The sequence below is a fragment of the Clostridium gallinarum genome (assembly GCF_014836325.1).
Lineage (GTDB): Bacteria > Bacillota > Clostridia > Clostridiales > Clostridiaceae > Clostridium > Clostridium gallinarum.
The window spans coordinates 1-25,324 of the sequence record NZ_JACSQZ010000036.1; the positions used below are offsets into that span (position 1 = coordinate 1).

The window sequence follows — 25,324 nt, forward strand, 5'->3', positions numbered from 1 at the left end:
TTTAATTAATGAAATAAAAAATACAAGTAAAATTATTCCCTTAGAAATTGAACTTTCTAAAATAATTACTATAGATAAAAGCTTTGGAAATCTTGAGGTTTTTGAAAAATATAAAAGAATAAAATTCTTTGCAAATTGCTCTTATTATATAGATTTATCTTTAATTACTGATGAAGACATCAAAATAAATAAAAGTAATTCTACATTAAATCTTACTATTACTAAACCTGAAATTTTTAATATCAATATACTTAGAGATAAAACAATATATGAAGATACATCTAATGGATTATTTAGATTTGGGGACATAAATCTTACATCAGAAGAATTTGACTTAATTCAAGAAATGGTAGATAACAGTTTTAGAGAAACTTTACAAGATAATAATATATATGATAAAGCCCTTATAAACTCAAAAACATCTATAATACAATTATTACAACCTATTATCGGTGATGAATTTAAAATTAATATTTCCTTTAAATAAATATATTTATTATTTATTTTAGATGTATAATATTAAATAAATTATTAAATATATATATAAGGAGAGTGACAAAATGAAAAAGATAGTTTTAGCCGGTGGATGCTTTTGGGGAGTTGAAGAGTTTTTATCTCGAATAAATGGGGTTACTTATACAGAAGTTGGTTATTCTAATGGAAGAACTGAAAATCCAACCTATGAAGATGTATGTTATAAAAATACTTATTTTGCAGAAGCTTGCTTAGTTGAATATGATGAAAAAGTTCTATCCTTAGAATCTTTACTAAAAGAATATTGGTCAATAATTGATCCTACAGTTCTAAATAGACAAGGCCCTGATGTAGGAAGCCAATATAGAACAGGCATATATTATTTAGATTCTTCTGATTTAGATATTATATTAAAAAGTAAAGAAGAAATTCAGAAAAATTATGATAAAAAAATAGTTACAGAAGTTGTTCCATTAACTAATTATTATAAAGCTGAGGAATATCATCAAAAATATTTAAAGAAAAATCCTAATGGCTATTGCCATATAAAATTATAATATTCATGACATTATAATAATTTGATTAATATTATAATTTAAGGGACTACATAAAGTAGCCCCTTTTACTCATTAATATCTAATATAGATTTTATTACTTCCCCACCTAAAATCATTCCTGCTACTGGCGGAACAAATGATATACTTCCTGGTATTTGTCTTTTTGATGCACACTTTTTAGTACCACCTGTACAAACACATCCTGTTTTACAAGTAACTACATCTTCATCCTTAGGCTTTCTTGGCTTTTCTTCCGAATAAACAACTTTAAGATTTTTAACTCCTCTTTTTCTAAGTTCATATCTCATAACTTTTGCAAGCGGACAAACCTTTGTTTTATATATATCTGATACCTTAAATTGTGTTGGGTCCATTTTATTTCCTGTTCCCATTGAAGCTATTATATTAATTCCTTTTTCATAACAATATTGTGCTAATGCAATTTTTGCAGATACTGTATCTATTGCATCTATTACATAATCAACATCATCAGGAATTAATTCAGCTAAGTTTTCAGGTGTAACAAAAATTTGATGAGTTATTACATTACATTTTCTATTTATAGAAAGAATTCTTTCCTTCATAACATCAACTTTAACTTTACTTATTGTATTAAATGTAGCATGTATTTGTCTATTTAAATTAGTTAAACATACAGTATCGTCATCTACTAATATTAAAGTTCCTACACCAGCTCTAGTTAATGCCTCTACTGCAAAGCTTCCTACTCCTCCAACGCCGAATACCATTACTTTTGCATTTTTTAATTTTTCTAGGCCATCTTTTCCTACAAGTAGTTCTGTCCTAGACAATGGATGTTGTATCATTAATTTCTCTCCTTTATATTTATCCTAATTTTAAAATATTTAAATTTAATATATCTTATTTTTATCCATTATACAATAATAATTTCTTTTTCATTGTAAATGAAGTGTTAAAATATTTATCTATTTATAAGCGAAATTATTAAGAGACTTCTCAAGTAAATAAAAAGAATTATTCACATGATAACAGTTTTATAATTTATAAAGCATAAAAAGGTATTATTATATGAAATTTTTTATTTCATTTAAATAAATTATATATTATGTTAAGATATTATAAGATTTAAATTATATATAAATAACTCTAAGGAGGAAGATTTATGATTTTAGGAATTATAAGTGCAATGTCAGAAGAATTAGAGCTTCTTTTAAAGGATATGGATATAAAAGAAGAAACTAAAAGAGCTAATATGACTTTTTATAAGGGTACTTTAGGAGATAAGGATATTATCGCAGTAGTTTGTGGTATTGGTAAAGTTAATGCAGCTGTTTGTTCTCAAATATTAATATCTGAATTTAATGTTACTTCTATAATAAATGTTGGAGTTGCTGGAGGAATTGGTAAGGATATTTATCCTGGAGATGTTGTAGTTGGTACTAATTTAGTTCAACATGATATGGATACTACAGCTTTTGGAGATCCTCATGGTCAAATTCCAAGATTAGATACTTTTGATTTTAAATGTGATAAAACTTTAGTAAAAGCTGCTTTAGATGCTTGTGAGGAAATCAAAGAAATAAATACTTTCTCGGGCAGAATAATTTCTGGGGATCAATTTATTTCAAGTGTGGATAAAATTAAATGGTTTGAAGAAGAATTTAAAGCTATGGCATGTGAAATGGAAGGTGCAAGTATAGCTCAAGTTTGTTATTTAAATAATGTTCCTTGTGTAGTTATTAGATCTATTTCTGATAATGCTAATAATGGTGCTCACATGGATTATGAAAAATTCATTCCTATAGCAGTAAGAAATTCAACTATCATATTAAAAAATATGCTTAATAAAATTTAAGAGGTAGAAATGTAATGTTGCTTTTTCCGTTGCATTCGCTCCAAGTCAACGCAACATTACATTTCACCTCTTTTTCTTATATTTAAGCAAATTTAATGACTTTACTTTAAATCCATAAGACTATGTTCTTATATCTATATTTAAAGTAAAAGTAATAATAAAAAAATAAGAACTCACTATGGAGTCTTATTTTTATAAATATTTATTTTATGCTATTGCTTGGATTACCCATGGAATTCCGTAGGATATAATAGTCATTATTATTGTTGCTATTATTATTCCTGTGAAGATTGCTAATGAGGCCTTTTTTGTTTTAATTCCAAGTAGTGCTGCTATAAGAGCTCCTGTCCAAGCTCCTGTTCCTGGTAATGGTATTCCTACAAATAGTGCAAGTCCCCAAAATTCATATTTTTGAATTTGTTCACTTTTAGCCATTGATTTAGACTCTAATTTTTCTACTATTGGTCTAAATAACTTAGTATTTTTCATCCAATTAAATATTGGTGTAATAAAGAATAATATAAATGGAATAGGAATTATATTTCCTATAACACATATAATTATTGCATTAAATACTCCAATTCCTAATAATGAAGCTGCTACTAATCCACCTCTTAACTCTAAAATAGGCATCATTGATATTATAAATGCTATAAGTTCTTTTGGCATAAAACTTAATGTGTTTGTAAACCAATTAATTAACGAATCTGTCATAATATACTCCTTATACTCTTTTTTCCTTAAATATCATTTTCAAAATACTTTTGTTACCATATATAAGATTACATAATAAATACATAGTATTCAAGTATTTTTCTATTAAACGTAAGAAAGTTTTAAAATATTATTCATATATTAACACTTTTATAATTTCCCTAAAAATTAAAAAAAATAGATAAATATTATATTCCTTGCTTCTTTGTAAACTACAAGTTACATTTATATAATATCTATCTATTACATATTATTTTTTTATTTTGATTAACCCTCTTAGAACTTGTGAATAAATAATCCACTTCTAGGTTTTGGCTCAAACCATGTTGATTTTGGTGGCATAATTTCTCCACTATCTGCAATTGCCATTATATCTTCTGTTGTTGTAGGATACATAGAGAAACTAACTTTCATATCTGTATTAGCTCTTTTTTCAAGCTCATTTAACCCTCTTATTCCACCTATAAATTTTATTCTTTTAGATTTTCTTGGATTATCTATTCCTAGTATCGGTCTTAACAAATTATTTTGTAGTATTGATACATCTAATCTATCTACAGGATCTTCTGGGTTAAATATTCCACTTTTAGCCTTTAACAAATACCATTGTTTTTCTAAATACATTCCAAAGGTATGCTTTTCCTTAGGCTTAACTTGTTCATCACTTTCAATAACTTCAAATTTTTCTTCTATCTTTTTAAAAAATTCTTCAGTAGAAAGCCCATTTAAATCCTTAACCGTTCTATTGTAATCCAATACTTCTAATTCGCTATCTGGATATGATATAGATAAGAAGAAATTAAATTCCTCTTCTCCAGTATAACTATCTTTTTCTGCTCTTTTTATATGGCCAACCTTTGCTGCTGAAGCTGTTCTATGGTGTCCATCAGCAATATATAAATATTTTACTGACTTAAATAGTTCTTGCAATTTATTAACTGTATCTTCATCATCTATAATCCAAATAGTATGAGCTACTCCATCTTCAGCTTTAAAATCATATATAGGTTCTTTCTTAATCCATTCATTTACTATATTTGAAATATTCTTATCTTCTCTATAAGTTAAGAATATTGGACCAGTATGCGCCTCACAGTTATAAAGATGATTTATTCTATCTATTTCCTTATCTTCTCTTGTTAATTCATGCTTCTTAATAATGTTATTACTGTAATCATCTATTGATGCACATGCAACAAAACCGGTTTGACTTCTTCCCTTCATAACTTGTCTATAAATATAGTAGTTTGGTTTTTCATCTTCCATATAGAGACCAGCATCTATCATTTTATCTAAATTCTCTTTTGCCTTAGCATAAACCTTCTCATCATACACATCTACATCTAAAGGTAAATCTACCTCAGCCTTATCTACATGCAAAAATGAATATGGATTATCCTTTACCATTTCACGCGCTTCTTCACTATTCATAACATCATAAGGTAATGCCGCTATCTTATCTACAAATTCCTTTACAGGTCTTATTGCCTTAAAAGGTCTAATTACTGCCATTAAAATTCCTCCCATTTTAGCTTAATAAAAGTGTTAAAGTATCATGTCCAGGTTCCGTCACAAGCTCCAAGTCACCTTGTTATGATATTTTAACACTTACAAACTGAAGGTTGGAAAATATAAAAATTTTATTCACGGGGTAACATTTTTATATTTTCCTAAAGAATCCTAAAAGAATTCTTTAATTACAGAGACTACTTCATCTCCTATTCTTTCTTGAGCTTCCATAGTTGATGCACCTATATGAGGAGTACAACTAACTCTTGGATGATTAACTAAAGCTTCATTAGTATTGGGTTCTATTTCAAATACATCAATTCCAGCACCTGCAATTTTTCCATTATCTAATGCTTCTAATAGAGCTTCCTCATCGACAACTCTTCCCCTAGCACAGTTAATTAGATAAACTCCATCCTTCATTATTTCTAATTCTTTTTTACCTATTAAAGAACCTAAATTTTTATCATAAGGAACATGAAGAGATATAAAATCAGAAGCTGAAAGTAATTCATTTAATTCTACAAAATTATATTTTACTCCATCTACTTTACCAAAAGCATCATTATACACTACCTTCATTCCTAAAGCAGTAGCCTTATCAGCTAATGACCTTCCTATTCTTCCCATTCCAACAATTCCTAAAGTTTTACCACTTAGCTCTACACCTTCATACTTCTTCTTATTCCACTCACCATTTCTCATAGTATAATTAGAAGTTCCAACAAATCTTGCTACTGCAAACATATGAGCTAAAGCTAATTCTGCTACTGAATCTGAACTAGAATTAGGAGTATTCCTTACAGTAATACCAAATTCATCAGCTGCTATTACATCTATATTATCTACTCCAACGCCTGCTCTTACTATTAGTTTTAGTTTACCTTCCTTTGCAACTTCTAAAATATCTCTTGTTACCTTTGTAGCTGATCTTATTACTAAAGCATCATATTCTTTAAGAGCTTCACCTAAATCTTCTTTATTATAATGTTTATCTGTAATATTAAAGCCTAAATTTATTAAATTATTTATAGCCTTTTCTTGTAATCCATCACTAATTAAAATATTATACATTTTTATTACCCCCTATTAAACAAAAAATATAATAGAGACTCCTCTATATAGTCTCTTATTATATTTCTATAGTATATACACTTATTGTCTTATATTGTTTTATTCTAATCCTAAAATATCATTTATATTACTTAAAAGTTCATTTATATCTTCTATTTTACAATCTGCCATATGAGCTATTCTAAATGTTTTATCCTTCAAGCTTCCATATCCATTTGATATTTGAAATCCTCTTTTTCCAAGCTCCTTATTTAAAGCTGAAACATCTATTCCTCTACTATTTTTTACTGTTGTTAACGTATTAGATAAATAATTTTCATCTGGAAATAACTCGAAATATTTCTTTGCCCATTCTCTAACTACCTTAGCCATTTCTAAATGTCTATTAAATCTATTCTCTAGCCCTTCTTCATTTAGAATATAATTTAGCTGATAATCAAGTGCATACATATGAGGTATAGATGGTGTGGATGGATATTGATAATCCTTCTTTTGAATATACTTATATAATGACAATAAATCTAAATAGAAACCTCTATTTGGAACTTTTTCTGCTCTTTCCTTAGCCTTATTAGAAAAAGTACATACAGCTAGTCCAGGAGGCAAGCCCAAAGCCTTTTGGCTAGATGTTATACATACATCAATTCCAATATTATCTACTTCTATCTTAGTTCCAGCAGCAGAACTTACAGTATCAACTATAAATACTACCTCAGGATATTTTTTCACAACTTCTCCTATTTCTTTAATAGGATTCATAACTCCTGTTGAAGTTTCATTATGAGTAACTGCAACTAAATCATATTTTCCAGTGGAAAGTTCTTTATCAACCATTTCTGGTGTAACAGCTTTTCCCATTTCCACTTCAAATATATCAGCAGCAACATTATTAAAAATCGCCATTTCATACCATCGTTTTCCAAATGCCCCCACGGAAAACACAGCTGCCCTCTTAGCTGTACATGATCTTATGGCCCCTTCCATAAGTCCACTACCTGACGTAGTTGACAAAAGTATTTCACTTTCAGTAAAAAATACCTTCCTTAAATTATCACTAATTCTTCTTTGAAGCTCAGAAGCTTCTTTGCTTCTATGACCAATCATCGGTTTTGCCATTTTTTCCAAAACATCTGGTCTTACCTCAACTGGTCCAGGAATAAATAATTTTTTATGCATTTCCTAATCCCCCATTATAATTATTTTGCTTATTGCTTATTTTTATTGTTAATTTTACTACTTTTTCATATTATTAACAACTATTTTATTAATAATTTTGAATATTTATTAGAATATTCGAAATATATTACTATAAAAAAGAGATACACATTATATTCCTTACTCCGTCGCATACGCTCCAAGTTGCCGTCATACAATGTTTATCTCTTTGAAAACTGAATCAAAAAAATTATAAGAGTATTACTTTATTCAAACATTTTATTTTTGTTCACTATCATTTTGCTTTAATAAATCTCTAATTTCAGTTAGTAACTCTTGTTCTATTGTAAGCTTTGGTTCCTCTTCTTTTATCTCTTCTTCATTACTTTCATCTTTCTTCTTTTTATTTAATTTAGAAACTACCTTAATAAATATAAAGATTGATAATGCTATAATAAAGAAATCTACAACATTTTGAATAAAAGCACCATAATTTAATGTAACAGCAGGGTTGTCTCCTATTGCTGGTTTTAATATGTATACAAGATCTTTAAAATCAACTCCACCAGTTATAGCTCCAATTGGGGGCATTATTATATCATTTACTAATGACGATACTATCTTATTAAAAGCTCCCCCAATAATAACCCCAATTGCTAAGTCTAGTACATTTCCCTTTAATGCAAACTCCTTAAATTCTGTTATAAACTTTTTACCTTTTTCATTCATAAAAAAACCTCCAATCTAAATGTAGAATGTAGAATTAAGAATTTAAAATTAAAGTTGCTTTGCATAGCAAAACATAAATTATATGTTTTAAAAGTATCTTTATGTAAAAATCCGAAGGATTTTTTCATTAATTCTTCATTCTTAATTTTTAATTTTTCATTATAAAAATGTTTTATTTTTATTCAAAGGTTAATATAGATTCTGTTTCTCTACAGTATTTAACGCATATACATTGTCCTAAATGCCTTGGACATTTATAACATAGACATCCAGTGTCATCCCCATTGCATGTTTTCTTATGTTCTGGACAGTAATTACAATTTACTCCATTTCCTGCTGGCATTTTATCACCTCCATATAGTAAATTAATAAATATATTCTATCATACAGAAAAAAAATTAATAGTAACAAACATTATAAATTTTCATATATTGATGATATAAGAAGCTTTCACTCATTAATAAAAACTTCTAACTCCCATCTATAAAAGTTTAGGGAACTTTTAGTTCCCTCTCTCAAAATAAGAGGTTATTTAAATAACTTTATAATAAATGGAAGTATTAAAATATCATATCCAGGTTCCGTCGCAAGATCTAGGTCATCTTGCTATGATATTTTAATACTTCAAAACTTAATAATAAAGATTATAAACATAAAAGGTGGAATATCTCACTAAATAATCGTGAGATATTCCACCTTAGTTTTATAATTATAAATTATAGAAATAACTGAAATATTACTAAAAATATAACTCCAGGAACTCCTAAGAATCCAGCTATTAAAGCTGTTATCCAATTGATTCCTATAGCGAATCCAAAATAAGATCCAACTAAATTAGTTAAATATAATAATACTATACCTATTACTCCATTTAGTAATATTTTAAGTGGCCATTTTAAAACTTTTATTATTAAATAAAGAAGCACTAAACCTATTAGACCATATAATATTAAATTTAAATCCATATAATCCCCTCCATTTAATTATTATTCATTACCTAAAAATTTTATTAATCTATTTTTCTTAAATCTCTACTTTTAGCAATACTTATTAAATAATCATATCTTGTTTTTGCAGCATCTTCAGCATGAATTGCTAATTCTATTAATTTAGGATCACTAACATAATTAAATAATGCCCCTGCTACTTCCATCTCTTTTATTGTATCTGTAATATTATTTAACAAGGTAATATCATCTTCACTATATTCTCTCTTGATCTTATCTGTATCTTTAAATAATAAATCTAAAATAAATTTTTTATTCATTTTCAACCTCCTAAATAATTCCTATTACAATACTGTCCATTTTCTATTTGAATTATTCAAAGAAGTTCAAAATTTATAATACAACTTTTACATTAAAGGAGAAAATACCCTTAATATAGCTGTGATAAATTTATTTGACCATTTTATCTTATTACAATCCTCTAAAGTAATTTCTTGACAAGCTTTTAATGTCTCTAAGAAATCTTTCTTAATTTCTAAAACAGATTTAGTTTTATACAATAATACCCCATTTTCAAAATGTAAATAAAGACTTCTATAATCCATATTTATAGTTCCAACTACACCTATTTTATCATCTGATACAAAAGTTTTTGAATGTATAAATCCTGGTGTATATTCATATATCTTTACTCCAGCTTCTATTAATTGAGCATAATTTGCTCTGGTAACTAAATGCACATACCACTTATCTTCTATATGAGGAGTTACTATTATAACTTCTACTCCATTTTTAGCAGCTAACCTTAAAGCTGTTACTAATTCATTGTCTACTATCAAGTATGGAGTATTTATATAAATGTAATCTTCTGCTTTATTTATAATATTTAAATATACATACTCTCCCACAGTTTCATCATCTAAAGGACTATCTCCATAAGGTTGAACATATCCATCATTATCAAATATACCTTCATAATTTATGTTAGGCTTATACTTTTCATAATCTTCTTTTTCACCACAGGTAAATTGCCATGCTTGAAGAAACATAATAGTTAAATTCCAAACTGCATCTCCTTTTAATATTATAGATGCATCCTTCCAATGACCAAAACGTACTATTTCATTAATATATTCATCAGCTAAATTTATTCCACCAGTAAAAGCTGTATGACCATCAATTACAGTAATTTTTCTATGATCTCTATTATTCATTATTACTGATAAAAATGGTACAAAAGGATTAAACACTAAACACTTTATTCCTTTTGCTCTTAACTTTTCATAATATTTATATGGTAAGGTTTGAAGGCATCCCATATCATCATATATTAATCTGACTTCTACACCTTCCTTTACTTTTTCCTCCAAGATTTCTAAGATGCTATTCCACATAACTCCTTCTTGAATTATAAAGTATTCCATAAATATATATTTTTTAGCTTTTCTTAACTCTTTTTTTAATTCTTCAAAGAATTCTTCTCCTGGTGATAAGTATTTAGTTATTGTATTTTTATAAATTGGGCTTTCTCCATAATTATTTAAATATCTAACTTGATTTGCAAAGGACTTATCATCCTTTTCAATTTCATTTAAAATATCTTCATCTTGTATTAAATATTTTGATGTTTCTTTATAAATATTACTTACTCTAGATCTAAACTTTTTAGTAGTTCTTCTAGATCCAAATAACAAGTAAAATAATCCTCCAAAAACAGGAACAAGTAAAACTGGTATTACCCAAGCTAACTTATAAGATGGATTATCCTTTGTACTTAATATATAAATAACTGCAAAGATACTTATAGCAGTGAATAGTACATATAAATAAAGAAACGATTCTGATAACTTCCATATTGTAAATATTAAAATGCTAAGTTGAATGAATATAAGTAGCCCAACAATAACCATTCTACTAAATAAGAATTTTAATAACTTTCCCATATAATCACCTTTATATTTCTTTTCTACCTTCTAAGGCCTTTGAAAGAGTTACTTCATCAGCATATTCTAAGTCTCCTCCAACTGGAATACCTGATGCTATTCTAGTTACTCTAATATCTAAAGGTTTTAATATTCTAGAAATGTACATTGCTGTTGCTTCCCCTTCAATATTAGGATTTGTTGCAAGTATTACTTCTTTTACATCTGCACTCATTCTTGCAACTAGCTCTCTTATTCTAATATCTTGCGGTCCTCTTCCCTGCATTGGAGAAAGATTACCATGTAAAACGTGATAAGTTCCATTATATTCTTTAACTTTTTCCATAGTCATTATATCTTTTGGTTGCTCAACTACACAAATTATATCCTTATCTCTACTTGGATTAGAGCATATTGCACAAGGATCTGAATCTGTAAAATTTCCACATATAGAACAATATTTTATAGTTCCTCTTGCTTTAACTAGTGCATCCGCAAACTCTCTAACTTCATCTTGTGGAAGATTTAAAACATGTAATGCTAATCTTTGAGCTGTTTTTTGCCCTATACTTGGTAGCTTGGCAAACTCTTCAATAAGTTTTTCTATAGCAACTGGATAAAAATCCATAAAAATCACCTCACTTGAAATGTAAAATTAATGAAAAAACTCCCTTAGGAGTTTTTTTTGATTTAAATATTTTATTTTAGTAATTTGGAACAAATTACATCCATAATTCTTCATTTTTAATTATTAATTCTTATTTGGGCTGTCTATTCGACAGCCCCTTGCTTTATCTTTAGAATAATCCTGGTATGTTCATTCCACCAGTTAATTTTCCCATTTTGTTTGCGCTTTCTTCTTCTGCTTTTCTTAATGCTTCATTTACTGCGCTTAGTACTAGATCTTCTAACATTTCAACATCATCAGCATCTACTACTTCTGGTTTTATATTTATAGAAACTATTTCTTTTTTACCATTTGCCTTTACAACTACGGCTCCGCCACCTACTGAAACCTCAAATTCTTTAGTTTCTAGGTCCTTTTGCATTTGCTCCATTTCCTTTTGAAGCTTTTGTGCTTGCTTCATTAGGTTATTCATATTTCCTCCCCCAAATCCGCCTGGGAATCCTCCTCTTGCCATAAAAACATCCTCCTTAATATAAAATCTATTCTTTATTATATAGTATTTCTCTTTATTTTACTACCGTTATGACGTCATTAATCATATTTTTATTATACTTATTTATGTAGACATTATTCATCTAAAATATCTACCATATCAGCACCTAATGACTCTATTAGCATAGCTTCTGTTGATTTTTCGGAATTTCCAGATGCTTCTTCAACTTCAAACACTATCTTCATATCTTCCCTAAATATTTCTGCTAATACTTCTTGTATAACAGCTTTATTTTCAGGCTTTTCTAATCTATCTTTATTAAACTTATATTGATCTTCATATTCTATAGTTAAAATTCCATTCTTACACTCTACAGGTTTTCCAGTAACCATAGAAGCATAAATTATCATCTTTCTTCTAGCTTTAAACCTTTCTAATATATCCTTCCAAGCCCTTTGAATATCACTTAATGTAACTTTAGAATTTTCATTACCAGATATATTAGTGTTTATAGAGCTTCTAACTTCTCTTTTAATTTCCTTCTGTACATTATCAGGTCTTTTATTTGAATCAGGATTTGGAGCTGCACTTACAACCTTAAGACTTCCATTTTTTAAGCCTTCCTCTAATTTATTTATTCTACTTAAAATAACTTCATTAGAAGTGTCATACTCTATTTTACACATTTTTATTATCGCAAGTTCTAAATATAATCTAGCTTGCTTACTAAGCTTAGCATTTACCTCTGTTTCTTGAAGTATTCTAATATATCTCATAACTTCTTCTGCCCTAAGCTTTGCTGCCTGTTCTTTAATTAAAGCTATATTTTCCTCTGACATATCTAATACTTCCTCTGGATTATTAGTAACCTTAGCCATAAGAATATTTCTATAATGGCTTACTAAATCCTTAATAAATAAGTAAATATCCTTTCCTGCATAAACAACTTCATCTATTATACTTATAGATTTTTCAACATTTCTTTGAATAACTGCATTAGTTAAATTAAATAAATGATCATTAGTAACAAGCCCTAACATGCTTATAAGAACATCATATTCTACTGCACCATTTCCCATAGATATTGCTTGATCTAATATACTTAATGCATCTCTCATAGCTCCATCGGAAACTCTTGCAATTAAATTTAAACTTCTATCATCAGCTAATGCATTTTGCTCAGTAACTATTTTTCTAAGTCTTCCTGTAATTTCATTATTATTTATTCTTTTAAAGTCAAATCTTTGACATCTAGATAAAATAGTAATAGGTAGCTTTTGTGGATCTGTAGTTGCCAAAATAAATATTACGTTCTTTGGCGGCTCTTCTAATGTCTTTAAAAAAGCATTTACAGCCCCAGTAGATAGCATATGAACTTCGTCCATTATATAAACCTTATATCTAGCTTCTTGTGGTGGATACTTAACATCATCAATGATATCTCTAATTTTATCAACACCATTATTAGATGCAGCATCAAGCTCTGTAACGTCAATAGCTAACCCATCATTTATCTTTTGACACATTTCACACTTATTACAAGGCTCTCCATCATGTAAATCAAGACAATTTAAAGCCTTAGCAAAAACCTTAGCTGTTGTAGTTTTACCAGTTCCTCTAGTTCCACAGAAAAGATATGCATGAGCTATCCTATCATTTAATATCTGATTCTTAACTGTAGTAGTTATATGTTCTTGACCAACTATATCATAAAAGTTTTGTGGTCTCCATTCTCTATATAAAGCTGTATATCCCATAAAATCCTTCCTTATTAATTATTTTTCTTTACATAAGTTAATTATTATCTAATTATTTTTAAACCTTTATTTAATTATAGACTAAAGCCTCCAATTAATGAAGTTTTAAAAAATGAAAGTTTTCGATTTCAATCTTTCATCCCTTCAAAAAAATCTTGCAAGTTACAACTTTTAATCCTTCATGAAATTTTCAACGTTTTTCCCTCATGTTAATTTATATATTTTTTTCTAATTTTTATCGTTAAATTTTAAACAATAAGATTTTTATTTATATTTATTTTCTATAAAAGTTATATTAATACATATATTAAAAATAAATACCATTTTTGTTGTTAGCAAAAATTTATATTCCCACCTGTATAATTCTACTTAAATAAAATAGATAAACATTATATTCCTTACTTCGTCGCATGTGCTCCAAGTCAATCTCATACAATGTTTATCCATTTGCTCACTTAATGTAATAATACACTCCGCCATTAGATTTATTAATTTAGACCTTTACAAGATAGTCTTAAAGTTTCCCTATTTAAAATATTATTATTCCTTCAACACTAAGGAATAATAATTACAGAAATCATGATTTAAAATATATTTTTATCATTTTATACATAAAAAAAGGAGCTCAAATTTGAAATTGAACTCCTTTAAAAATTAAAATTTATATTTAATTAAATACTATTTAAATCACTACTTACATTAAAGTTAAAATCATTTTATTAATATGATTCTTCATATCTAAAAAAATTAACTTACATCTATTTACGAATAAATATATTACTTTTTTTAACATTTTTGGATGTTTAGAAAGCAATAAATTGAACTTCTTCTTATAATTTAAAATTTAAATTGAAGGTTTTCAAATAATTTTCTTCAAAAATACGCTAAAAAAGGTCGCACTAACCCAATTCTATAGTTTTGCAGCTATTTTTGACTGTAAATTACTATATAGAATTTCATTTTTTAATATATTTATATAAAATTCCATATTTTTATCTCCTTCAAAATTTCCAATTATATTTATATATTATATTATTATGCTAAAAAATTCAAGATTTTTATCAAATAAAAACAGGAAGAAAGATAGTATAAAATAACTCTTTCCAATTTATTCTATTTGATCCCTAAATTTTAATATGTATTTTATAAATCTTTTTAATTAGATAATTTATAATTAAACCAATTATATTTTTTCTTGTAGATAAGTTTCTATATCTTATGCATTAATTCTTCTTACCTCTTTAAACATTGAATCGGCTGCTATTAATGATAATAAATACCCTATCATGCTATCATTAGTATCAAATAAACATACTAAAGCAAAGTTACTTCAATAAACAGTATAAAAACATCAATTAAATAGCAATTTGAGTCTTTGATATATTAAACATAAGTATTCTCCCTTTTATTTTCATAATTATTAACTTAATTATTATTCATTTTTATGGTTGTTAAAAAAAATCTTTCTTGAAATTCAACTAAAGCTTTTATTTGATCTTCATTATATTTATTCTTTTCCTTACAAACCACTAATTTATCTTCATTATCGTTTTCTCTCTTTATTATAGCTACTACAAACCCATTATAATTATCTAAAGGTTCAAATTCACCAATTATATATGCATCTATTTCTTCTCCATCTCCAGAAACAGTTCCCGGAATATATCCATAGTTAATAGGATAAAAGAATCTATGAGATGGATGCTTCGTGCCAAGCGGCCTATCTACTATAACCTTTACAAACCTTCCTAAATATTCTTCCAACTTATTTCTCCTTCTCTTGTTTAATATATGTTGAAAACCTTAAACTCTTATCTATTACAATTATTTATATATTATAAAATTCACCAAAATCTACATTTTAAAATTAGATTCTTCAATCCATTTATCTAATGCTTTTTTTACTAAATCTAACATCTCCTTTGATCTCTATATATGGAATCTTAGATTTTTCATTTCTCATTATTTCTCTTATTTGATCCTCTGATATCCCTAAATACTCAGAAGCAGTATAAATATCTAAAATATCATTATTAACATTATTAATAAATATATCCCCATTTGTATTATTTATATTGTTTAACTCTCTTGATAATCCATTAGATACATTCATTCCATCATTCTCTATAGCCTTTGAAATTTTATTAGCTGCAATAACAATTAATAAAACTAAAAAAATATAGAAACAATTAAAATCCTATCCTTACTCATACCTCAACCACCTTTATTTCTATAATATCATACCATATATTGTAAAATATAAACATTTTATTTATTTTTCCTTCTTCTATATATTGTGTTACAATATTTTTATATTAAATAAGGAGGGATATAATTTGAGTTTATATGATAAAAAATATCTATCTATTGTTAAAGACATATTAGATAATGGATATTATGATAATAATAGAACTGGAATGCCTACATACAAGCTTCCTCATCAAATTATGCAGTTCAATTTACAAAAAGAATTTCCTATCTTAACTACTAAGAAGGTTGCATTTAAAACTGCTGTAAAGGAAATGCTATGGATATATAGGGATCAATCAAATGATGTTACAAAGCTACAAGAGCAAAATGTTCACATTTGGGATGAATGGGTGGATGAAAATAATACTATAGGTAAGGCTTATGGCTACCAAATAGCTAAATTCAATCAAATTGATAAGCTTATTGAAACTTTAAAAACTAATCCACAGGACAGAAGAATGATAATGTCTATGTGGAATATTGAAGATTTACCTGAAATGACATTACAACCATGCTGTTATCAAACATTATGGGATGTAAATGATGGCTATTTAAATTGTATGCTTGTCCAAAGATCAGGGGACATACCTTTAGGAGTTCCATTTAACACCAGCCAATATGCTGTATTAGTTCACTTAATAGCTCAGGTAACTAATCTAAAGCCAGGACTATTTACACATGTTATAAATAATGCCCATATATATGAAAACCAACTTGAAGGGATGAAGCTTCAACTTACTAGAGTTAATGAGGATTATGATGCACCTAAGCTGTGGATAAATCCAGAAATCACTAACTTCTACGATTTCACTGTAGATGATATTAAACTTATAGATTATAAACACCATGATCCAATTAAAATGGAGGTAAGTGTATAATGCTATCAATTATAGTAGCAAAGGCTAGTAATGATGTAATTGGTGGTGATAATAAGCTTTTATGGCATATATCTGAGGATTTAAAAAGATTTAAGGACATTACCTCTGGCCATACTATTATAATGGGTAGAAAAACCTTTGAATCACTACCTAAAGTGTTACCTAATAGACATCATATAGTTATCACTAGAGATAAGAGTTTCAATGTAGATTCTGATGATGTAACTATTATTAATGATATTTCTGAGGTTATATCAAAATTTAAAGATACAGAGGAAGAAGTATTTATAATTGGTGGTGGAGAAATTTATAAAACTCTTATGCCTTATACTAAAAAGCTTTATTTAACTAGAGTTTATAAGGACTTTGAAGGAGATACTACTTTTCCTGAAATAGATGCTAATAAATGGACTATAGAATATCAATCCGATATTCAAATAAATGAATCCGACAATTTAAAATTTGATTTTATTAACTTAATAAATAATATATAAAGAAAACGAGGGTATTCCTTAAAGGAATTCCCTCGCTTTCTTTGTCCTATTGTATGTTAATCCTATTGAAGAGTAACCTATAAATAATAATTTGTTTATTTTTACCTTTACATTAAAAAAACCCTTCTTATAAGAAAGGCCTAAAAAATTAAACCGTGCACCTAGCTTCGACAATAATCTATAGACGTTACTATGTAGTTAGCTCTGACAAGATTTATCCATATCACACGCAGTAATCGCTTATCGCTGCTTCCTTCCGGACCTGACGAGGTTCACGCACTTACGTCGTATGGGATCTTGCCATCAACACCACTTGCATAGGCAGGCTCTACAGATTAAGGCCTAGACTAGGAATTCAATCCTGCTACAGCGGATTGCAGGTTACAGGGCACCGCTAACTCCCCATCTAGCACGGCCATGGCGGAGAGAAGGGGATTTGAACCCCTGATAGAGTTTCCCCTATACACGCTTTCCAGGCGTGCTCCTTCGACCACTCGGACATCTCTCCATACTATAAAACTCACTATTTACATATGTTCATAGGAGCAAGTTCAATTAATAGTATAATAAAAATAGTTTTATTATGCCTATTTAATTTTAACTACTGCTATATATTATCATATACCAAGCAATATTGCAAGGATTAGAAGAAATAATGAAAAAAGAGATAAACATTATATACAGATTCTCCATAGATATAATTTTCTAAAAAAATAAAAAAGCATTAAAGTATCATATTCAGGTTCTGACTTACAGCTTCAAGTCACCTTACTATGATATTTTAATGCTTTAAAATTTAACTATTATTTAAACACTCTTTGGTTTATTACTTGTTTTATTTACCCATATAATCAGTATTATTCCTAATATTATTCCTAGTAAGCTTACCATTTGAGCTGTTCTCAGCCCCATAAACATTAAGCTATCTGTTCTTAATCCTTCTATAAAGAATCTACCTATAGAATATAAAATCATATATCCTCCAAGTATAATTCCATCCTTACCTTCTTTCTTTTTAAGAAGTATGTATACTAATATTAAACAAACTATTAAATTCCATATAGATTCATATAAAAATGTTGGATGATAGTAAGTTCCTTTTATAAGCATACCATTTTGAATAAACTCTGGGAATTTGCTTATAAATTCTTTAGTTACAGGCCCCCCATGAGCTTCTTGGTTCATAAAGTTTCCCCAGCGTCCTATTGCTTGAGCTAATATTACTCCTGGCATTATAACATCAACATACTTTAAAAAATTAATTTTCTTATACTTTGCAAAAATATATCCTGAAAGTAAAGCTGCTATAACTCCACCATGAATAGCCATTCCACCATTTCTAATATTAATTACATCCATAAAGGAATGATAATTTTGATATTCAAAAGCTACATAATACAATCTAGCTCCTATTATTGATATTGGAAAAGTAATTAAAAATGCATCTATTATAGTATCATAATTAAGGTCTTTCTTTTTAGCTAGTAGGTATATTAATAACATAGCTGCTAGAACGCCCATTGATATTATTATTCCATACCATCTAATTTCTAAACCAAAAACTTCAAAAGCTATTGGATTCATATTTCTCCCTCCTTTTAATTCATCTTATTTCTTCTATTCTCAAAAAATCTTGTTAATAAATCACTACATATTTGATTATAACACCATTTTACATCAACTTTCCAATTAAATATATCATAATCTAATAAGTTAATAGTCGAACCGCATGCTCCCATATCTTTATTAAATGTTCCAATAAATAATTTTGATATCCTACTTTGAGCTATTGCAGAAGCACACATAGGACAAGGCTCTAAAGTAACATACATTTCACAACCAGAAAGTCTCCAATTATCTAACAACCTACTTGCCTCTTCTATAGCCAATATCTCAGCATGTCCCGTCGTTAATTTCCTTTCCTCCTTTAAGTTATGTTGCCTTGATATTATCTCCCCATCCTTAACTATTACTACACCAACAGGGACCTCTCCCTTGTTATATGCCTTTTTAGCTTCCTCTATTGCAATCTCCATATAATCCATGATAAAACCCCTTTTTATAATTAAAAATTAAAAATGAAGAATGTAGAATTAAGGAAAAAATCCAAAGGATTTTTAAATAGAAGGTGCTCTACACCAATCTAATTTAAGTTTTGCCATGCAAAACTACCTTAATTTTACATTCTTACTTCTACAATCTACATTTAAATCAGGTGAATATTCTAACCTTCTTAATTCTATTCTTATCTATATCTTCTACTACAAATCTAATAGTGTTTACTTTAACTTCTTCGTTCTTTTCTGGGAATCTACCTAATTCACCAATAATTAGCCCTCCCACAGAGTCAAATTCTTCTGATTCCATAGTAACTCCTATTAAATCTCCAATAGTATCAAGCCTAGCACTACCATCTACAATGTATTCATCTTCCTTAACTACTATGATATCACTATCTTTTTCGTCATCATATTCGTCTTCGATTTCTCCTACTACTTCTTCAATTAAATCTTCGATAGTCACTATACCAACATTTCCACCGTATTCATCTAGAACTACAGCCATATGATTTCTTGTTTTTTGCATTTCTTTAAACAATTCAACTATCTTTTTGTATTCAAAAGTATAGTAAGGTTCTCTCATATAATCAGATATCTTGAAGTTTTCATTACTTTTTGTTGCCATTATTAAATCTTTTACGTTAAGTATTCCTACAACATCATCTATATTTTGATTATAAACAGGTATTCTAGAAAATTGTTCTGTTTTAATTATATTTATAACTTCATCATATGTAGCATTTATATCTACAGCTACTATATCAACTCTTTGAACCATAACATCCTTTACTTGAGAATCAGCAAATTCAAAAACGTTAAATATCATTTCCTTTTCTACATCTTCAAGGACACCTTCTTCTTCACTTACTCCAACCATTGTTCTTAATTCTTCTTCTGTAATAAATGGCTCAGTTGCTTTAGGATCTCCACCTAAAAGTTTTATAAAAACCCCTGATATTGCAGTAAAAACTGCTATAAACGGTCTAAATAATTTTACTATAATACCTATTGGCTTACTAACTCTTAATGCCACTTTTTCTGAATTTTGTTTTGCTATAGATTTTGGAGTTATTTCTCCAAATATAAGAACTAAAATAGTCATTACTATAGTAACTAACCCTACTCCACTTTCTCCAATAGCTTTAACTGCTACTGATGTTGCAAGGGCCGAAGCACCTATATTTACTATATTGTTTCCAATTAATATTGCTCCTAATAATTTACTTGGATCCTCACATAGCTTTTCAACTAGCTTAGCTCCTTTAACTCCCTCATCTACCATATGTCTTATTCTAATTTTACTTAGAGCCATTAAAGCTGTTTCTGACATAGAGAAAAACCCAGACATAACTAATAATATTACTAATAATATTATTTGCCACGTATAACTCTCCATTCTTTTCACACTCCTAATTTAAGTATTTATATATTTTTGCTTAGGTATTATTATATAGAATTTATATTAAATAAGCTACTTTAAAGTAATTTTTAGCTTAAATTTATGTTTAATTTATAATATAATAATAATCTCATTATATTTATTATTTTATGAAAAGAGGATTAAATTATGAGTTTTAAAAAAGTATTTGCATGCTTTCTTATAATAATTTTACAATTTACAGGTTGTTCAAACTCTTATGATTATCAAAATGATAGAAATATTGAAAATTCGAATATAGGCTATGACTTAAATACCGATAATGTTAGCTTAACTACAACTTCTAAAAAAGAAGAAAAGAAATCAACTTTATTTGAATATGTTGATCTTCAAAATGCTACCTCAAATTCATACTATGGAAAATTGCATGTTAATGGTAAGTTTTTATCTGATAAAAATAATAAGCCTGTTCAATTAAAAGGTATAAGCACTCATGGAATTGCTTGGTTTCCTCAATATATTAACAAAGATACATTCAAAACCTTTAAAGAGGATTGGAATATGAATGTAATAAGATTATCTATGTATACAGAGGATTATGGTGGTTATTGTTCAAGTGATAATAATCAAAAAGAATATTTAAAGTCCCTTATTTATAAAGGTATTGATGCTGCTAAAGAATTAAATATGTATGTAATAGTAGATTGGCATATATTAAATGATAAAAATCCATTAATTCATGTAGATGAAGCAATAAAGTTTTTTAATGAAGTCTCATCAAAATATGGAAATGACCCTCATATTTTATATGAAATCTGTAATGAACCAAATGGAGATACTTCTTGGGAAGATATAAAATCATATTCTAATAAGGTTATCCCTGTAATAAGAAATAATGCTCCAGATTCAATAATAATAGTAGGTACTCCTAACTGGTCACAAGATGTTGATATTGCCTCAGAGTCACCTATAGAAAATTATGATAACTTAATGTATTCATTACATTTTTATGCTGATACACATAAAGATGATTTACGTAATAAAATGAATAAAGCTATAGAAAATGGTCTTCCTATTTTCGTTACTGAATATGGATTATGTGACGCATCTGGTAATGGTAGCATAAATATCCCTGAATCTAATAAGTGGATTAATGCTTTAAATAAAAATAATATAAGTTATGTTGCTTGGAATCTATCTAATAAAGATGAAAGTTCAGCTATTTTAAGTCATTTAACAGAAGAAACAGTTAATTTTTCAAGTTCAGATTTATCTGCAAGTGGTGAATGGATTAAGTATATGCTAACTAAAAATTATACCAAAAATGAAAATAATGATTATATAGATGAGGAAGAAAATGAATTTGTTGTCGAAGATTCAAAAGAAGAAATAAAATCTGAAGATAGTACTATTAATAACTCTTCAAATGCTATTAATAGTTCTTCAAATACTATTAATAATTCTTCAAATACTACTAATAATGTTGAAAATATCTCATCAAATAATAACGAAAATACTTCAACAAATAATAGCTATAATAATCAAAGTACTTCCAATTCTATTAGCAATAATAATAATAATAATAATAATAGCACTAATGATAAAATCAATAATAGCAGCAATAATTCTAATTCTACTGAGACTAATAGTACTAGCTTTGAAAAAGATTTAATAAAATCAGCATCTGCTTCTTCAAACTTAAGTACATCTATCAATCTTGAAAGTTCTTGGGAAGAATCAGGGAAGATGTGTTATTTATATAGAATTACCTTAACTAATACATCCTCAACTACAATTGATAATTGGACTATAAATATAGCATTAAAAAATGATATCGAATTAAGAAACTTTTGGAATTCATCAGCTATATCAGCTGGTAATAGCCTAACACTAAATTCATTGCATTACAATAAAACTATAAATCCTAATTCGTCAGTATCTGATATAGGATTCATAATAAAATCAAAATAATATTTATAAATAGTTAGTAATAAGTCCTAACTTTTTATACTGGTCTATACATAAAAAAATACCTAGCAAAATTTTGCTAGGTATTTTTTAATATGGTAAGTAGCTTTTGAAAGGATGCTACTATGAACCTTTGCTCTTTATTTATCAAAACATATCATAAAGATATTTATAAATTCACTTTATTTTCCTCTTTCTAGTTCACATATACTGCCCAATAAATTTAAAAAAGAGCTCTAAGTTATACTTAAAGCTCTCAAATTAACAAAACTATCTTCTATTTTGTTGCTTTCTAGCTCTTCTACAAGATACGCATCTTGTTGGCTCATTATCGAATCCTTTTTCTTTGTAGAATTCTTGTTCTCCTACTGAAAATATGAATTCACTTCCGCAATCTTTACATACTATTGTCTTATCTGTCATAATATATTCCTCCTAAAATTAAAGATTCTAAATGGATAATAATCTCTAATTTCCGAGAAATTATTTATTCAAATGAAACTTATTTTTTGTTAGCTTTTGGCTACCAAATTATCTTACCATAATATTCTAATAAGTGCAAGAACTTTTTAAAAATAAATTTTCTATACTACCATATTAAAAATATAATATATAATTGGAACTAAAAGCGCAGGTAAATAATTAGCTATCTTCATCTTTATAATTCCTAAAAGATCTAAAGACATTCCAAAAATAAGTAAGGATCCAATTGCAGAAATCTCATTAATGACCTCAGTTGTTAGGATTGGTTGTAGAATACCTGCTAAAAAGAAAATTATTGTTTCATATATAAAAACAAAGGGACCACTTAACATAACACTTCTACCATAAATAGCTCCATAAATTAATGTACTGCATATATCTAAAATAATTTTGATAGTTAATATAGATGAATCATTTTTAAGACCAATATCCAATGGACCTACAATTGCCATAGACCCTACACATTGAATCATAAATACAGTAATGAACCCCTTAACAAAGTTCTCATCTGCTTTCTTAAATTTAGATTTTAAAAACAATCCTAGTTTATTGAATTTATTATCTAAATCCAATTTCACTCCTATAATAGCTCCTAGTACACAACTAACAATCATTAATACATTATTTTTAGTAGTAATGGCTCCCTGTATACCAATAACAGCAATACAAAGATTAGCAATGATAAGTATCGCTTGTAGCTGTGTTTTTGAAATAAATTTTTTCGCATAACTACTTACAAATCCTGCTATCTCAATTCCAAGCATATTTCATAATATATATATCATATTAAGCCCCTCCCTATTCTCTATATTACTTTAAAAAATTTAATACTGTTTGAACTTCTGTCTTTACACCACTAATCATAGATTCTTCCTTTATATTAAATTTAGGGTGATGATTAGCAAATCCACATCCATCTGCTGCTGTACCACCTCCAAGTTGTACAAAGCAAATAGGAGCAATTTGACGATAATTTGAGAAGTCTTCACTTGCACTTGTTAGTGGAGCTTCTTTTACCATTGATTCTCCTAATACTTCTCTTGCACTATCCATTACTAATTCTGATACTGTTTTATCATTTATAACAGCTGCATATGCACGTTGATAATCTAAATCATATGTAGCACCATATGTTTTACAAGTATTATCTATAATTTCTTTAACTCTCTTCTCAACCTTTTCCCTAGTTTCGTCATTAATTGTACGAATAGATGCGCTCATATAAGCCTTATCAGGAATAATATTTGGAGCATCCCCTGCTTTAAATTCACCAACAGTTATTACTGCAAGTTCTCCTGGTGTAGTATATCTAGATATTACAGTTTGTAATTGATTTATAATTTGAGTTCCAACAATGATAGGATCAATTCCATTCTGAGGCATAGATCCATGACTTCCCTTACCTTGAATATTTAAGAAAAATCCATCAGCAGCTGTTGTTGCAGCTCCTACTGGGCGTACATGAATACTTCCACATTCAAGATTAGGAATAATGTGTAATCCTACTGCTGCATCAATATCATTTATCACACCGCTATCTATAATACTTTGAGAGCCACCTGGATTAAGCTCTTCTGCATGTTGAAATATAAACTTAACAGTTCCATGTAAAGAATCTTTTAACTCTGAAAGAACTTTTGCTGTAGCTAATAACATCGCAGTGTGTATATCATGTCCACATGTATGAGCTACTCCTTCTACTTTTGATTTAAAAGGAACATCGCTCTCTTCTTGCATTGGTAAAGCATCCATATCTGCACGAAGTAATATAGTCTTTCCCTCTTTAGCACCACGTAAAATACCAAGAACGCTAGTTTCTGTTGGTTTTACAATTTCAATATTTCCAAAGCTTCTTAGCTTTTCTTCAACAAAAGCTGCTGTGTTATACTCCTTATATGATAATTCTGGATTTTCGTGAATATGACGTCTCCAAGAAATCATCTCTTCTACTGGAATTTTATTAAACCATTCTTTCATATCTTTCATAATATACCTCCTATACAATTATGCCAGAACT

Annotated in this window: 27 protein-coding genes, 1 tRNA gene and 1 other RNA gene; 6 read left to right on the forward strand and 23 right to left on the reverse strand. The window is 28.0% G+C overall.

The window, feature by feature from the left end; genetic code table 11:
* Together H9660_RS10305 and msrA are read left to right on the forward strand one after the other, a co-directional pair.
* Window positions 1–487, forward strand: a 487-nt coding sequence (locus tag H9660_RS10305; protein ID WP_191750299.1) for a DUF4230 domain-containing protein, incomplete at its 5' end; no start/stop codon positions are given.
* Window positions 488–560: 73 nt separating this feature from the next.
* A complete protein-coding gene (gene msrA, locus H9660_RS10310; RefSeq protein ID WP_191750300.1) occupies window positions 561–1,031 on the forward strand; it encodes a peptide-methionine (S)-S-oxide reductase MsrA in 471 nt (156 codons plus the stop codon).
* 65 nt (window positions 1,032–1,096) lie between these two features.
* Here the strand turns inward: msrA and H9660_RS10315 are convergent, their stop codons facing one another.
* Window positions 1,097–1,858: a tRNA threonylcarbamoyladenosine dehydratase gene (locus tag H9660_RS10315; RefSeq protein ID WP_191750301.1), complete on the reverse strand. Its 762-nt coding sequence runs from the start codon at window positions 1,856–1,858 to the stop codon at window positions 1,097–1,099.
* Between the two features lie 317 nt (window positions 1,859–2,175).
* Here H9660_RS10315 and H9660_RS10320 point away from each other — a divergent pair, with 317 nt between their 5' ends.
* On the forward strand, window positions 2,176–2,868 hold the full coding sequence (locus H9660_RS10320) for a 5'-methylthioadenosine/adenosylhomocysteine nucleosidase (protein WP_191750302.1): 693 nt from the start codon (window positions 2,176–2,178) through the stop codon (window positions 2,866–2,868).
* Between the two features lie 207 nt (window positions 2,869–3,075).
* On the opposite strand, the gene H9660_RS10325 is transcribed toward H9660_RS10320, so the two are convergent.
* The 14 genes from H9660_RS10325 to H9660_RS10390 all read right to left on the reverse strand — a co-directional run bounded on the left by H9660_RS10325 (window position 3,076) and on the right by H9660_RS10390 (window position 15,909).
* The gene (locus H9660_RS10325; protein WP_191750303.1) at window positions 3,076–3,582 is read right to left on the reverse strand and encodes a COG2426 family protein; all 507 of its coding nucleotides are present in this window, start codon (window positions 3,580–3,582) and stop codon (window positions 3,076–3,078) included.
* Window positions 3,583–3,858: 276 nt separating this feature from the next.
* Window positions 3,859–5,094: a DUF1015 domain-containing protein gene (locus tag H9660_RS10330; RefSeq protein WP_191750304.1), complete on the reverse strand. Its 1,236-nt coding sequence runs from the start codon at window positions 5,092–5,094 to the stop codon at window positions 3,859–3,861.
* Between the two features lie 168 nt (window positions 5,095–5,262).
* Window positions 5,263–6,165, reverse strand: coding sequence for a D-2-hydroxyacid dehydrogenase (locus H9660_RS10335; RefSeq protein ID WP_191750305.1), 903 nt, complete (start codon window positions 6,163–6,165; stop codon window positions 5,263–5,265).
* A 99-nt stretch (window positions 6,166–6,264) separates the two neighbouring features.
* Window positions 6,265–7,341, reverse strand: a complete 1,077-nt coding sequence (locus tag H9660_RS10340) for a pyridoxal-phosphate-dependent aminotransferase family protein (RefSeq protein ID WP_191750306.1) — start codon at window positions 7,339–7,341, stop codon at window positions 6,265–6,267.
* Between the two features lie 258 nt (window positions 7,342–7,599).
* Window positions 7,600–8,049 carry a large-conductance mechanosensitive channel protein MscL gene (mscL, locus tag H9660_RS10345; RefSeq protein ID WP_191750307.1) on the reverse strand — a complete coding sequence of 150 codons (450 nt, stop codon included), beginning with the start codon at window positions 8,047–8,049 and terminating at the stop codon, window positions 7,600–7,602.
* 178 nt (window positions 8,050–8,227) lie between these two features.
* Window positions 8,228–8,392 carry a hypothetical protein gene (locus H9660_RS10350; RefSeq protein WP_191750308.1) on the reverse strand — a complete coding sequence of 55 codons (165 nt, stop codon included), beginning with the start codon at window positions 8,390–8,392 and terminating at the stop codon, window positions 8,228–8,230.
* A 373-nt stretch (window positions 8,393–8,765) separates the two neighbouring features.
* Window positions 8,766–9,014: a pro-sigmaK processing inhibitor BofA family protein gene (locus H9660_RS10355; protein WP_191750309.1), complete on the reverse strand. Its 249-nt coding sequence runs from the start codon at window positions 9,012–9,014 to the stop codon at window positions 8,766–8,768.
* A 44-nt stretch (window positions 9,015–9,058) separates the two neighbouring features.
* Complete coding sequence (locus tag H9660_RS10360) at window positions 9,059–9,316, reverse strand: DUF2508 family protein (RefSeq protein ID WP_191750310.1); 258 nt, start codon at window positions 9,314–9,316, stop codon at window positions 9,059–9,061.
* An 87-nt stretch (window positions 9,317–9,403) separates the two neighbouring features.
* A complete protein-coding gene (gene cls, locus H9660_RS10365) occupies window positions 9,404–10,939 on the reverse strand; it encodes a cardiolipin synthase (protein WP_191750311.1) in 1,536 nt (511 codons plus the stop codon).
* 10 nt (window positions 10,940–10,949) lie between these two features.
* Complete coding sequence (recR, locus tag H9660_RS10370) at window positions 10,950–11,546, reverse strand: recombination mediator RecR (protein ID WP_191750312.1); 597 nt, start codon at window positions 11,544–11,546, stop codon at window positions 10,950–10,952.
* Between the two features lie 169 nt (window positions 11,547–11,715).
* Complete coding sequence (locus H9660_RS10375; protein WP_191750313.1) at window positions 11,716–12,060, reverse strand: YbaB/EbfC family nucleoid-associated protein; 345 nt, start codon at window positions 12,058–12,060, stop codon at window positions 11,716–11,718.
* A gap of 113 nt (window positions 12,061–12,173) precedes the next feature.
* A complete protein-coding gene (dnaX, locus tag H9660_RS10380; protein WP_191750314.1) occupies window positions 12,174–13,796 on the reverse strand; it encodes a DNA polymerase III subunit gamma/tau in 1,623 nt (540 codons plus the stop codon).
* A 1,425-nt stretch (window positions 13,797–15,221) separates the two neighbouring features.
* Window positions 15,222–15,560, reverse strand: coding sequence for an inorganic diphosphatase (locus H9660_RS10385; protein WP_191750315.1), 339 nt, complete (start codon window positions 15,558–15,560; stop codon window positions 15,222–15,224).
* Window positions 15,561–15,681: 121 nt separating this feature from the next.
* Window positions 15,682–15,909 carry a MerR family transcriptional regulator gene (locus H9660_RS10390; RefSeq protein ID WP_191750316.1) on the reverse strand — a complete coding sequence of 76 codons (228 nt, stop codon included), beginning with the start codon at window positions 15,907–15,909 and terminating at the stop codon, window positions 15,682–15,684.
* Between the two features lie 223 nt (window positions 15,910–16,132).
* Between H9660_RS10390 and H9660_RS10395 the strand changes: the two genes are divergently transcribed.
* Both H9660_RS10395 and H9660_RS10400 read left to right on the forward strand, forming a co-directional pair.
* Window positions 16,133–16,924, forward strand: coding sequence for a thymidylate synthase (locus H9660_RS10395; RefSeq protein ID WP_191750317.1), 792 nt, complete (start codon window positions 16,133–16,135; stop codon window positions 16,922–16,924).
* On the forward strand, window positions 16,924–17,418 hold the full coding sequence (locus tag H9660_RS10400; RefSeq protein WP_191750318.1) for a dihydrofolate reductase: 495 nt from the start codon (window positions 16,924–16,926) through the stop codon (window positions 17,416–17,418). The genes H9660_RS10395 and H9660_RS10400 overlap by 1 nt, the downstream gene beginning before the upstream one ends.
* Before the next feature lie 153 nt (window positions 17,419–17,571).
* On the opposite strand, the gene ffs is transcribed toward H9660_RS10400, so the two are convergent.
* The 5 genes from ffs to H9660_RS10425 form a co-directional block, all read right to left on the reverse strand.
* An RNA gene (ffs, locus tag H9660_RS10405) (signal recognition particle sRNA large type) lies at window positions 17,572–17,833 on the reverse strand.
* 3 nt (window positions 17,834–17,836) lie between these two features.
* Window positions 17,837–17,926 (reverse strand) — tRNA-Ser (locus tag H9660_RS10410).
* 299 nt (window positions 17,927–18,225) lie between these two features.
* On the reverse strand, window positions 18,226–19,002 hold the full coding sequence (gene lgt, locus H9660_RS10415) for a prolipoprotein diacylglyceryl transferase (RefSeq protein ID WP_191750319.1): 777 nt from the start codon (window positions 19,000–19,002) through the stop codon (window positions 18,226–18,228).
* 14 nt (window positions 19,003–19,016) lie between these two features.
* Complete coding sequence (locus H9660_RS10420; protein ID WP_191750320.1) at window positions 19,017–19,463, reverse strand: nucleoside deaminase; 447 nt, start codon at window positions 19,461–19,463, stop codon at window positions 19,017–19,019.
* A 166-nt stretch (window positions 19,464–19,629) separates the two neighbouring features.
* Entirely contained in the window at window positions 19,630–20,874 is a 1,245-nt protein-coding gene (locus tag H9660_RS10425) for an HlyC/CorC family transporter (RefSeq protein WP_191750321.1), read from the reverse strand.
* Between the two features lie 171 nt (window positions 20,875–21,045).
* Between H9660_RS10425 and H9660_RS10430 the strand changes: the two genes are divergently transcribed.
* Window positions 21,046–22,827, forward strand: coding sequence for a cellulase family glycosylhydrolase (locus H9660_RS10430; protein WP_191750322.1), 1,782 nt, complete (start codon window positions 21,046–21,048; stop codon window positions 22,825–22,827).
* Window positions 22,828–23,094: 267 nt separating this feature from the next.
* Here H9660_RS10430 and H9660_RS10435 read toward each other — a convergent pair whose 3' ends face one another.
* From H9660_RS10435 to H9660_RS10445, 3 genes are all read right to left on the reverse strand, one after another.
* On the reverse strand, window positions 23,095–23,247 hold the full coding sequence (locus H9660_RS10435; RefSeq protein ID WP_191750323.1) for a zinc-ribbon domain-containing protein: 153 nt from the start codon (window positions 23,245–23,247) through the stop codon (window positions 23,095–23,097).
* A 161-nt stretch (window positions 23,248–23,408) separates the two neighbouring features.
* Window positions 23,409–24,071 (reverse strand): DUF554 domain-containing protein, encoded by a 663-nt coding sequence (locus tag H9660_RS10440; protein ID WP_207729459.1) that lies wholly within the window; start codon window positions 24,069–24,071, stop codon window positions 23,409–23,411.
* Between the two features lie 46 nt (window positions 24,072–24,117).
* Window positions 24,118–25,293: a M20 metallopeptidase family protein gene (locus H9660_RS10445; RefSeq protein ID WP_243190644.1), complete on the reverse strand. Its 1,176-nt coding sequence runs from the start codon at window positions 25,291–25,293 to the stop codon at window positions 24,118–24,120.
* Between the last annotated feature and the right edge of the window lie 31 nt (window positions 25,294–25,324).